Source organism: Pleomorphomonas sp. JP5 (assembly GCF_023721815.1).
In the GTDB taxonomy this organism is placed as follows: Bacteria; Pseudomonadota; Alphaproteobacteria; order Rhizobiales; family Pleomorphomonadaceae; genus Pleomorphomonas.
The window spans coordinates 413,804-425,136 of record NZ_JAMDLI010000007.1; the positions used below are offsets into that span (position 1 = coordinate 413,804).

Sequence of the window (11,333 nt, forward strand, 5' to 3'; positions counted from 1 at the left end):
GCTCCGTCGGGCCTCGTCCGCCATGCCGCTGGACTTCCTTTCAGGAAGACCCTGGCATGTCCGACTGTCTCCGCATCCGCTGGACCATCGTTCCGCGCGACTGTCCCCGTCCCGTTCTCCCCTGCCCGACCTGCGGCGGCGACCGTCCCTATCACCCGAGCGGCAAGATCCGCCTCAACGCCAACGGCAAGCGGCTCGATGCCTGGCTGATCTACAAGTGCGACGACTGCGACCGCACCTGGAACCGGCCGATCTTCGAACGCCGGCTTGCCGCCGACATCCCTCCGGCCGAGCTCGCCGCCCTGAGATCGGCAGACCCGGCCTTCGCCCGCCGCCTGGCCTTCGATCTTGCTCCCCTTCGCCGCAAGACCTCCGTGATCTTGCAAGCCGACGGGGTGGACGTGGAAAAGGCGGTCCTCGCCGGCAATGCCGGCGCGACGACTGTGGAGATCCTCCTTGCGGTGCCGCACCCGACCGGCCTGCGCCTCGATCGCCTCCTGTCCATCGAGCTCGGCTGCGCGCGCGGCCGGATCGCCAAACTGGCCGACGACGGGCGCCTGATTGCCGGAGCCGGCGATACCGCGTTGAGACGGCCGCCTCGCAACGACCAGACCGTTCGCCTCCGTCTCGCAGGCGTCGGTGACGGGCGAGCGATCATCGACGCCGCCAGCGGCCGACCGCGTGGTCGACGGATCACGAGTGTCGATAGATAATTTCTGTTTGACGGTGCATAATTATTAAACTACGATAATTGCACCAACACAGACAAGGTGTGGACATCATGAACTCGCTTACGCTCAACGACATGGCCCAGACTCCAGCCGGCACGTCGCAACACCACCGTCTGACGCGCCTTGCCAGCTTCGCCTCATGGGCGAGCTTCATAGCCGCGGCGGTCATCGTGCTCGCGACAGCCTATCTCTGGCTGGTCGAGGGAGCGCTCTCCGACTGGCTCGTCAAATCGGAAGAAGGAATCATCGTGATGCCATCCCCGACCATGGTGAGCACCGCCGGAGCCGTCGCCATGGCGCCGATCGCCTTGCTGGTTGCCATGCTCTTCGAGCTCGGACGGCTCTTCCGTCTGTTCGCCAATGGTCCCGTGTTCGATCCGGCGGTTCCGCGTCGGCTCGGCCGGGTCGGCTGGCTGGCATTCTCAAGCTCAGCCTCCACTGTCGTCTGCGCAACGGTGGTGACGTTGCTCATGACCTCGGCCAACCCTCCAGGACACCGTATGCTCACGATAGGCATCGATTCGCAGGCGCTGGCCGGTCTGATGCTCGGCTTTCTGTTCCTGGTCTTCTCGCTGGTGATGCAGGAAGCGCTCGGCCTTGCCGAGGAAAACCGGAGTTTCGTCTGAGCAATGGGCATTGTCGTCAATCTCGACGTCGTCCTGGCGCGGCGCAAGATGCGCTCCAAGGAGCTGGCCGCCACCATCGGCATCACCGAGGCCAACCTGTCCTTGCTCAAGTCGGGCAAGGTACGCGGCGTTCGCTTCGAAACGCTGGCCAAGATCTGCGCGGCGCTGGAATGCCAGCCCGGCGACATCCTCGAATATCGCCGGGAGGCAGAGGACGGCTGACCGGCCTTCCGGAATATGCCAAACGCCCCGCGACGATCTCGCCGCGGGGCGCTTCTTTGCCGTGGATATCCGGGGTTTCCCGTCAGGCCGTGACGGTCTCAAGCGCCGGGTAATCGGTGTAGCCGAGAGCGCCGTCGGCGTAGATGGTCTCGGGCACCAGCGGATTGCGCGCCGAACCGGCATGGAAGCGCTCGACGAGGTCGGGGTTGGCGATGAACTCCTTGCCCCAGGCGACCGCGTCGGCTCGGCCGGCCGCCACTTCCGCCGTCGCCTGATCGAAGGTGAACCCTTCGTTGGCGATCAGGGCGCCACCGAACTGCTCCTTGATATGGGGCGTCAGACGATCATCGCCGAGATGCTCGCGAGTGAAGATGAAGGCAAGGCCACGCTTGCCGGCCTCGCGGGCGACGTAGCCGAAGGTGGCCTTCGGATCGCTGTCGCCGATGTCGTGGCTGTCGCCGCGCGGGGCAAGGTGCAGGCCGACGCGGCTGGCGCCCCAGACGCTGATCGCCGCATCCACCGCCTCCAGCATCAGCCGGGCGCGGTTCTCGACCGGCCCACCATAGGCATCGGTCCGGCGGTTGGTCTTGTCCTGAAGGAACTGGTCGAGCAGATAGCCATTGGCGCCATGAATCTCCACGCCGTCGAAGCCGGCCTCGCGGGCATTTTCCGCGCCCTTGCGATAAGCCTCGACGATGCCGGGCAGTTCGCCGATGTCGAGGGCGCGCGGCGTCGGATAGGGGCGCATGGGCCGGAGCAGGCTGACGTGTCCGGCCGGCTGGATGGCGCTCGGCGCCACCGGCAGATCGCCATCCAGCAGCGACGGATCGGAAATGCGGCCGACGTGCCAGAGCTGCATGACGATCTTGCCGCCCTTGCGATGCACCGCTTCGGTGATCGGCTTCCAGGCCTCGACCTGAGCGTCGGAATAGATGCCGGGCGTGGCGGCGTAGCCGGCGCCCTTCGGCATGACGATGGTCGCCTCGGTGAGGATGAGACCGGCCGACGCCCGCTGCTCGTAATACTCGCGCATCACGTCGGTGGGGATGCGGTCGGCAGTGGCGCGCGACCGCGTCAACGGCGCCATGACGATACGGTTGCCGAGTTCGAGGGCGCCGAGGCGAACGGGATCGAAGAGTGTGGGCATGAGATGGTTCCTGGCGGCTGGACGGAAAAGGATCGACCAGATTTAGGGGTATATGCACCCTTTTCTAGTGCACGCCGCCGCTTTGACCTAGAGCCGAGGCGTGAACATTTCCGTGAAGTCCAGAAATGGCAGGGAAACCAGCGCCTTACGCTCTACCTCGTCTGACGAGGCCTCGGCATGGCAATCCTTCAGGACGCCGGGTCGCCGCTCATTGGGGGATCGAGAGTTTCTCGGTTCTCCGAAAAACTCTCGAACGCGTCCGCCACCTACGATGACCTTTGGCATCAGTCCTTGGGAACGCCGTCCTTCCACGCATCCCAACCGGCGATAATGGCGCCGGTGAGCGCCGATCCGACGCGGTAGGCATTCTCGAGCGAAGGCATGAACCCACCGGAGTTGGCATTGAGCGAGTCGCTGGGCAGTTGCCCCGGATGCTCCTGATCGAAGTTGGACGCCGTGCGCAGCACCGCGATTCGCTTGAAGTCGAGCCGGCCCATGTCGGCGCCCCGCTTCAGCGCGGTCAGCGTGGCGTTGTCCTCTTGCTGGGTCGTGCAGTAATTGGCGGCGCCGTCGGTCAGGAGCTTGGCCCAGGCGTTGATGGCATCGCTCATCGCCTTGCCGTGCCACCAGGTGTCGCCGGAAACGGTATCGCAGATCGACACGCTCGGCGCGGCATTGGCCGGGGCGGCGGGATAGAGCGCCCGGTAGGCACGCGCGTCATCGCTGTCGGCGAGAGCGACGTCCTTGCTCAGCGCATAGGCCTTGTCCAGCAGCGCCTCGTCGAGATGATAGATCTCCGTGCCATAGACCGACTTCGGCTTCTCGCCCGGCGCCTTGGAGTACATGCCGAACAGGCCGGTATTCCAGCCCTTCGGCAGCGAACGGGCGTCGACCTCCCACTGCAGGCCGCCGTCGATCACATAGCGCGCCCAAAGAGCCGACCCCGTGGTGCCATCGGCCGGATCGACCCCGGCGATGCCGGCGATCAGGAAATAGGTGTGGCTGAGGTCGAGCTTGTCGGAGTGGACCAGTGCGGAAATGGAGCTTGCCGCATTGGCGTAGCCCATCGCCGTCGTGACCAGGCAGAGACCGGCCGCGTTGCACGACAGATCGGGAAAGGCTTCGGACAGGCCGGCAATCGGTGTCTTGATATCGAGCTTTTCGCGCTCGAGCCACTGCGTCGCCTCGTGCTCGAACATGCTGATCACCAGCACCTTGGGCGCAATCGGCGCCTCGGTCGCCATCGCCGGAGAAACGGCGATCAGCACGCCAGCGGCGGCAAGCGAAGGAAGGGACGGGGTCATGGCAGCTCCTTGACAGTAGGCAACAGGGCGGCTGCCACACGGCGGGCAACCGTCGCGGGGCTAACAGCCGCCTCCCCCTACCTCAAGAACAAACTATGAGCACGGAAGGCCACCAAACAAGCACACGCCCCGCTCCCTCAGGTGTCGTGGTCGGGATGCTGGAAGGAAACGATCTCGGCCTGGAAGCGCTCGACCTTCTCCTGCTCCTCCGCCGGCCGGGTCGGCAGGTCTGCGAGGCGGGAGAACCAGCTCATCCGGTGACCGAGCCCGACCTGAATGGTCGGCGGCGCGCTTTCTGGATCGTCCAGGGCGCCGATGGCGAGTTCCATCACCGGGCCGCCCCAATCGTAGGCGAGCGGCGTGCCACAATGATCGCAGAAGCCGCGCCGCACCTTGTTCGAGCTCTGGAACCACGTCGGTTCGCCGCGCGTCCAGGAGAAGCGCTCGTTGGGCGCCGACACCAGCGGGCCGAAGAACGAGCCGAAGGCCTTCTGACACATGCGGCAATGGCAGATGCTGGCCCGCCCGAGCGGTCCGGCAACGTGAAATCGCACCCGCCCGCACTGGCATCCGCCGGAATGACCGTCTTCGCTCATCTCGCACCTCCGGCGCCACGATAGCACAGGCCACGAACAAAACGCCCGCCGTCACCCCAGGGGCAACGGCGGGCGCGAATGCCGGAAACGAGGTCAGCCTCAGCCCGCGAGCTTGGCCGCCACTTCGTCGGAGATTTCCATGTTGGTGTAGACGTTCTGGACGTCGTCGTCGTCTTCCAGGAGATCGACCATCTTCATCAGGCTCGTCGCCTTCTCCTCGTCGAGGTTCGACGTGGTCTTCGGCTTCCAGACCGACTTGATCGAGGCGGCGGCGCCCAGCGCGGCTTCCAGCGCCTTGGTCACCTCGCCCATCGATTCGAAGGCGCAGTAGATGAAATGGCCTTCCTCGTCGGACTCCACGTCGTCGGCGCCAGCCTCGATGGCGGCTTCCACCATGGCGTCATTGGAGCCGGCCGAAAGCGGGTAGCTGATCTCGCCGAGGCGATCGAACATGAAGCCGACCGAACCGGTTTCGCCGAGGGCGCCACCGGCCTTGGTGAAGATCGAGCGAACCACCGAGGCGGTGCGGTTGCGGTTGTCGGTCAGGGCTTCGACGATGACGGCGGTGCCGCCCGGGCCGTAGCCCTCGTAGCGGACTTCGTCGAAGTTCTCCGTATCGGCGCCGGCGGCCTTCTTGATCGCCCGGTCGATATTGTCCTTGGGCATGTTCTCGGCGCGGGCGTTGAGGATGGCGAGACGCAGACGGGCGTTCATCGCCGGATCCATGCCGCCGATCTTGGCCGCCACCGTGACTTCGCGGGCGAGCTTGGCGAAGATCTTCGACCGCTTGGCGTCCTGCGCGCCCTTGCGGTGCATGATGTTCTTGAACTGTGAATGACCGGCCATAGTGCCTCCTGAGGGGGCCGCGAAGGGGCGCGGGGCGCATGCACACGCCTCCGCGACCATCGATCACGGCACTATTCCACGAATGGGCCGCCTTATAGGCGTTTGTTGGCCTTAAATCCAGCCGGGGGACTTACCAAAACGTCGGCAGCGCCTCGGCAAGACGGCCACCGATCCGGACGGGCTCGATCGCCTCGGCAAGGCCGGTGGAATCGCTCACCTCGACGGCGACGCCGCACAGCGTCGGCTCGCCCAGCGCCGGCTGGAAGCGAGCGGTCGGAATCTTGCGCAGGAAACGATTGACGGGCTCGTCCTTTTCCATGCCGAGTACGCTGTCGTAGTCGCCGGTCATGCCGGCGTCGGAGAGGTAGGCGGTGCCGCCGTCGAAGATCTGGTAGTCGGCGGTCGGCACGTGGGTGTGAGTACCGACGACCAGCGACGCCCGTCCGTCGAGATAATGGCCCATCGCCTGCTTCTCGCTCGTCGCCTCGGCGTGCATGTCCACCACCACGGCATCGACCATGCTGCCGAGCGGGCAGGCGTTGAGCTCGCGGTCGGCGGCGGCGAAAGGATCGTCGAGCGCATCCATGTAGACGCGGCCCATGACGTTGACCACCAGCACCCGCGCGCCGTTGCGGGCGATGGCCACCGTGGCGCCGCGCCCAGGCGTTCCCGGCGGATAGTTGGCGGGACGGAGAAGCTGCGGCTGCCGCTCGATGAAGACGAGCGCCTCGCGCTGGTCCCACGCATGATTGCCGGTGGTCACGACATCGGCGCCGGCGTCGAGGAAGTCCTGGCAGATCTCCTCGGTGATGCCGAAGCCCCCGGCGGCGTTCTCTCCGTTGACCACCACCAGATCGAGCGCGTAGTCGGCGATCAGGCCGGGCAGGATGTCGGAAATGGCATTGCGGCCCGCGCGGCCCACCACGTCTCCCACGAACAGCAATCGCATCGTCCGGCGGTCTCCCTCACGTCCTCTAGAGCATGTCCGGCGAATCCTGGTTCGCCGACATGCTCTATCTCTTTGTTTTCACGCAACTCCGGACGCAAAACCGGTTCCCACTTTTGCAGGAGTTGCTCTAGAGATCACGGAGCGAAGCGGAAGACGTCCCGCTCGGTGACGATCATGTCGAGTGGTGCATCATGGGGTTCCATGGGCACCACCGCCACTTCCTGCACCGAGAAGGCGATGCCGATCAAGCGGGGAAAACGGCCGGCGGCGCGCAAACCGGCCACGGCGCGGTCGTAAAAGCCCCGTCCGTAGCCAACCCGGCCGCCGTTCCGATCGAAAGCGGTGAGCGGCATCAACAGAACGTCCGGCAGGATCTCCGGGGCGTCGGGGCCAGGACCTCGCGTGCCGAAACCCAGCGGAACCAGCCTGTCTCCGGGGCGAACGCGGCGGAAGACGAGACCGCTTTCCACCATCACCGGCAGGCCGACCGGATGGCCGCGCCCATCCAACCCGGCAATGGCCTTGGTGAGATCGACTTCGCTGAGGATGGGCAGGAAAGCGGAAACCGCGCACCCCGGCTCCAGATCGAGAGCCAGCACCGACGCGACGATGGCGGCCGATCCGCTCGCTCTCTCCATGGCGTCGAGTCCGTCGCGGCACGTCAGCGCCGACGCACGGACGCGAGCCTTCTCGGTGGCCGCGAGCGCACCGAAAGGAAGAGGTGAAGTATCATCGATGGAAATGGCACGCCTCCGAAATTGCGGAAAGGCCGAAAGCCGAAAAGGGGTGTGGCGCCCGCGAACGACCGTCGGAAGTGTGATCCCGGGAAACCTACAACGTAGGTGGGCGCCGTTTGCCCAAACCCACGGGTTCGGGCGGGGACAGCTCCCTTCAGGATCATTAAGGCCCCGGGGATATTGATTCCTAACGAGAAGCGCAGCTACGCCACATCACCTATATAGGCGAGACCATCGGTTCGGCAAAGAGCCAAACTGCGACAAAAGGCCTCAAGATTAGTTCAAGTCTCAGGATCGGTTCGGGCAAAAAGAAGGGGCGGCAGGAAACCCCACCGCCCCAGTCGCTGCGCGGATCGCAGTAGCCGTTACCGACCGGCCGTCATGACGACGAGCGTTGCAAGCATCGCCGCCGTTCCGGCCAGGGCAAGGACGATCAGGGCGGGGTAGCCGAAGGCCGCCACCGCACCAATGCCAACCAGGAGGACAACCACCATCATCGCCAGCGTCGTCCAGGCGCTTGGGCCGCTATGTTCCGTTGCCCGCTCGTGATTGGCCATGAAAGTCCTCCGGAAAATCCTGTCGCGCCCCATATATGGAATTATCCGTAGCGAGGCAACGGTGCTTTCGCCGCATCAGCTCTGCACCGCCTGCATGGGACTCCGAAGAAAATACCGAACTATTCCAACGAAGAGGGTGCCCCTATTTCGTCTCTGCCACCAGTAGACGAAAGCTCATGTCCACCCGACGTTTGGCTGCGTGGATGACACGGGGACCGGTAGGCCAGAGCCTGATCGCAAACTCGCTGGGGCGAGACATATGCCCGGGATGTCCGCCCCGGTAGAACTTCGGGCCAGTCTCTCAGACCATCTTCTCGGCGGCGGCCTCTATGCGGGCAGCGGCGGTGAGCACCTTCTCGGCCAGGCGCCGCTCCACCTCGCCCTGCCGTTCGAGAAGCGCGTCGCGGCTCTCGCGCAAAGAGCGCACTTCAGCTTCCAGCCCCTTCAGGCGCCGCTCGGTCTCCGACAACTGGTCGAGCACGGTGATGGCGCTCATGACGGTCAGTCGCTGGTCGCCGATTTCGCCGAACACGCCCCGGATTTCGTTGATGATGGCGTCAAGACGGCTGGCGAGCCCGTAAAGATGCTCCTCCTGGCCATCGTCGCAAGCCATGCGGTAGGTCTTGCCGGCAATCGTCACCGTCACCTGGCTCAAGGGATCAGCCTCCGTGGGTATCGAGAACGGAGCGGATCGACTCCATGGCGGCAACGAGGCGGCGGGACACTTCGCGATTGGCGTCTTCCAGACGACCGGCCTTGGCAAGCGCGTCGTCGAGGTCGCCGGCAAGGCGCGACCGATCCTCCCCGAGGCGGAACAACTCGTCCTCGAGACCGGAAATGGTGCGTTCGCCGGCAAGCCGTCGTTCCACCGCAAGTTCCAGGCGCCCCAATGCCTGGTCGAGCCTTTCAAAGGCCGCGTCCAAAGACGCCGCTCCGGCCATGACCGCCTCCGGATGCTCTACCGGGTCGACAGAAGATCGGCCGGAGAACTCATCACTTGTGCGAGATCGCGTTGTCCTTCGCTCGGGAGAGGTGGCTGGCAGGCTCGCGGTGACCGGCACGGAGGTTGAAGTCCGTGACCCTCGGAACCGAAGAAGGCCTTGTCAGACGACCATCAAAGCATAGTTACAGAACGATCTCTCAGGTCTGGTTGCCACAAAGACAAAGACCTGACAACGGTCCGTTTGCCGGCGATCTGGGAAAATACCAGCTTTCCCCTTTTTTGGCCTGTGAGCGCTTTGGCAAGGGCCTGTCGTCATTGACAGATGATACCGCCCTGCTATTGATCGGCCGCTTTAGCCGAAAGACGTAATGGCGCGTCGTATCTGCCGGAAGATACGTATTTGTCCGTCATTTGGCTTGCCCAAGGAGTTTTCCGGCCAAATCCTGTCAGGAAATAACAATGACTGACTCTGCCCGGTACAAGAATATGGCCAACGCCATCCGCGCTCTTGCGATGGATGCTGTCGAAAAGGCCAAGTCCGGCCACCCCGGCATGCCCATGGGCACCGCGGATATCGCCACTGTTCTTTTCGGCGACGTCATCAAGTTCGACGCCGCCGCCCCCGCCTGGCCCGACCGCGACCGCTTCATCCTGTCGGCCGGCCACGGCTCGATGCTGCTCTATTCCGTCCTCCACCTGATCGGTGTCGAGGATGTTTCGATGGACGACCTCAAGACCTTCCGCCAGTGGGGCTCCAAGTGCGCCGGCCACCCGGAATACGGTTATGCCCAGGGCATCGAGACCACCACCGGCCCGCTTGGCCAGGGGCTTGCCATGTCGGTCGGCTTCGCGCTCGCCGAGCGCATGCTGAACGCCCAGTTCGGCGACGACCTCGTTGACCATCGCACCTACGTGCTGGCCGGCGACGGCTGCCTGATGGAAGGCATCAGCCACGAGGCGATCTCGCTGGCCGGCCACCTCAAGCTCAACAAGCTCGTTCTGATCTGGGACGACAACGGCATTTCAATCGATGGACCCATCTCGGTTTCCGAGAGCGGCGACATCCCGGCCCGCTTCCGCGCCGCCGGCTGGAACACCGACGCCGTCGACGGCCATGATCCCGTGGCGATCCTCGCCGCCCTCGAGCGCGCCAAGAAATCCGACAAGCCGGTGCTGATCGCCGCCAAGACGACCATCGGCTTCGGCGCGCCCACCAAGGCCGGCACCCACGCCGTCCACGGCGCTCCGCTCGGCGCCGCCGAGATCGCCGGCGCCCGCGAGAAGCTCGGCTGGCCCTATGCGCCCTTCGAGGTTCCCGCCGAGATCCTCGCCGACTGGCGCGCCGCCGGCAAGCGTGCCGCCAAGGACCGCGACGCCTGGCTCGCCCGCTACAATGCCCTCGACGCCAAGACGCGCGCCGAGTTCGACCGCCGCGTCGCCGGCGACCTGCCGGCCGCCTTCAACGACGCCATGGCCGCCTACAAGGCCAAGCTGGTCGCCGAACTGCCCAAGGTCGCCTCGCGCAAGGCCTCCGAGATGGCCCTCGAAGTCGTCAACGGCTCCATCCCCGAGATGGCCGGCGGCTCGGCCGACCTCACCGGCTCCAACCTGACCAAGACCAAGGGCCAGGAAGCGGTGAAGGCGCCCGCCTACACGGGCAGCTACATCCACTACGGCATCCGCGAGTTCGGCATGAGCGCCGCCATGAACGGCATCGCGCTGCACGGCGGCTTCATCCCCTACGGCGGCACCTTCCTGGTGTTCTCCGACTACGCCCGTCCGGCCATGCGCCTGTCGGCCCTGATGCACCAGCGCGTCGTCTACGTCATGACCCATGACTCCATCGGTCTCGGCGAGGACGGCCCGACGCATCAGCCGATCGAGCATCTGGCCTCGCTGCGCGCCATCCCGAACATGACGGTCATCCGTCCGGCCGACGCCTACGAGACGGCCGAGGCCTGGGAGTTCGCGCTCAACCACAAGAAGGGCCCGACGACCCTGGCGCTGTCGCGCCAGAACCTGCCGGCGGTCCGCTTCGAGGTCAGCGCCGACAACAAGGTCGCTAAGGGCGCCTATGAAGTCGCGGCAGCCGAAGGCCGGGCCGAAGTGTCGATCTTCGCCACCGGCTCGGAAGTCGCCATCGCTCTCGACGCCAAGAAGCTGCTCGACGCCGCCGGCCATCCGACGCGCGTCGTCTCGGTTCCGAGCTTCGAGAACTTCCGCGCCCAGTCCGACGCCTATCGCGCCGAAGTCATCGGTGGCGCCAAGGTGAAGGTCGGCGTCGAAGCCGCCCTGCGCATGGGTTGGGACGAGATCATCGGCTCCGACGGTATCTTCGTCGGCATGACCGGCTTCGGCGCCTCGGCGCCGATCGAACTGCTCTACGAGAAGTTCGGCATCACCGCGAGCCGTATCGCCGAGCTCGCCTCGGTCAAGTTGGGTTGACGGCATTGCCCGGTGGGGACGGCGGTCTTCCCGCCTTTCCCACCGGGTGAGGAAAGTTGGGGGAGGCTCCGGAACCCGCCGGACTTCCTCCGTTCCAAACGAGGATCGGGCCGAACAGTGCCCGCCTCAGCATCAGGAGACAGACAATGGCAGTAAAGGTCGCCATCAACGGCTTTGGTCGTATCGGTCGTAACGTTCTGCGCGCGATCGTCGAGTCCGGTCGCAAGGAC

The 11,333-nt window shown here is 65.1% G+C and carries 14 protein-coding genes and 1 other RNA gene; 5 read left to right on the forward strand and 10 right to left on the reverse strand.

Annotated elements, in window-relative coordinates; translation table 11 throughout:
• The first annotated feature begins 56 nt into the window (after positions 1–56).
• The 3 genes from M4J40_RS09025 (at position 57) to M4J40_RS09035 (ending at position 1,579) form a co-directional block, all read left to right on the forward strand.
• Complete coding sequence (locus M4J40_RS09025) at positions 57–713, forward strand: DUF1062 domain-containing protein (RefSeq protein WP_251753760.1); 657 nt, start codon at positions 57–59, stop codon at positions 711–713.
• A 68-nt stretch (positions 714–781) separates the two neighbouring features.
• A complete protein-coding gene (locus M4J40_RS09030) occupies positions 782–1,357 on the forward strand; it encodes a DUF2975 domain-containing protein (protein WP_251753761.1) in 576 nt (191 codons plus the stop codon).
• Between the two features lie 3 nt (positions 1,358–1,360).
• A complete protein-coding gene (locus M4J40_RS09035; RefSeq protein WP_251753762.1) occupies positions 1,361–1,579 on the forward strand; it encodes a helix-turn-helix transcriptional regulator in 219 nt (72 codons plus the stop codon).
• Between the two features lie 82 nt (positions 1,580–1,661).
• Here M4J40_RS09035 and M4J40_RS09040 read toward each other — a convergent pair whose 3' ends face one another.
• From M4J40_RS09040 to M4J40_RS09085, 10 genes are all read right to left on the reverse strand, one after another.
• A complete protein-coding gene (locus M4J40_RS09040; protein WP_251753763.1) occupies positions 1,662–2,726 on the reverse strand; it encodes an alkene reductase in 1,065 nt (354 codons plus the stop codon).
• A gap of 284 nt (positions 2,727–3,010) precedes the next feature.
• Positions 3,011–4,030, reverse strand: a complete 1,020-nt coding sequence (locus tag M4J40_RS09045) for a purine nucleoside permease (RefSeq protein ID WP_251753764.1) — start codon at positions 4,028–4,030, stop codon at positions 3,011–3,013.
• 137 nt (positions 4,031–4,167) lie between these two features.
• Entirely contained in the window at positions 4,168–4,626 is a 459-nt protein-coding gene (locus M4J40_RS09050) for a GFA family protein (RefSeq protein ID WP_251753765.1), read from the reverse strand.
• Between the two features lie 99 nt (positions 4,627–4,725).
• On the reverse strand, positions 4,726–5,472 hold the full coding sequence (locus M4J40_RS09055) for a YebC/PmpR family DNA-binding transcriptional regulator (RefSeq protein ID WP_251753766.1): 747 nt from the start codon (positions 5,470–5,472) through the stop codon (positions 4,726–4,728).
• Positions 5,473–5,602: 130 nt separating this feature from the next.
• Positions 5,603–6,421 carry a TIGR00282 family metallophosphoesterase gene (locus M4J40_RS09060; protein WP_251753767.1) on the reverse strand — a complete coding sequence of 273 codons (819 nt, stop codon included), beginning with the start codon at positions 6,419–6,421 and terminating at the stop codon, positions 5,603–5,605.
• Positions 6,422–6,555: 134 nt separating this feature from the next.
• Complete coding sequence (locus M4J40_RS09065) at positions 6,556–7,158, reverse strand: 5-formyltetrahydrofolate cyclo-ligase (protein WP_405030740.1); 603 nt, start codon at positions 7,156–7,158, stop codon at positions 6,556–6,558.
• A 53-nt stretch (positions 7,159–7,211) separates the two neighbouring features.
• Positions 7,212–7,367, reverse strand: a non-coding RNA gene (gene ssrS / locus M4J40_RS09070) — 6S RNA.
• A gap of 156 nt (positions 7,368–7,523) precedes the next feature.
• Positions 7,524–7,715 carry a hypothetical protein gene (locus M4J40_RS09075; RefSeq protein WP_251753769.1) on the reverse strand — a complete coding sequence of 64 codons (192 nt, stop codon included), beginning with the start codon at positions 7,713–7,715 and terminating at the stop codon, positions 7,524–7,526.
• 301 nt (positions 7,716–8,016) lie between these two features.
• Positions 8,017–8,370, reverse strand: coding sequence for a cell division protein ZapA (locus M4J40_RS09080; RefSeq protein WP_251753770.1), 354 nt, complete (start codon positions 8,368–8,370; stop codon positions 8,017–8,019).
• Positions 8,371–8,374: 4 nt separating this feature from the next.
• Positions 8,375–8,656, reverse strand: coding sequence for a DUF4164 domain-containing protein (locus M4J40_RS09085; protein ID WP_026784299.1), 282 nt, complete (start codon positions 8,654–8,656; stop codon positions 8,375–8,377).
• 413 nt (positions 8,657–9,069) lie between these two features.
• Here M4J40_RS09085 and tkt point away from each other — a divergent pair, with 413 nt between their 5' ends.
• Together tkt and M4J40_RS22525 are read left to right on the forward strand one after the other, a co-directional pair.
• Positions 9,070–11,103, forward strand: a complete 2,034-nt coding sequence (tkt, locus tag M4J40_RS09090; protein ID WP_257235153.1) for a transketolase — start codon at positions 9,070–9,072, stop codon at positions 11,101–11,103.
• A gap of 146 nt (positions 11,104–11,249) precedes the next feature.
• Positions 11,250–11,333 (forward strand): glyceraldehyde 3-phosphate dehydrogenase NAD-binding domain-containing protein (locus M4J40_RS22525; protein WP_311134048.1); only part of this gene is annotated, 84 nt, incomplete at its 3' end.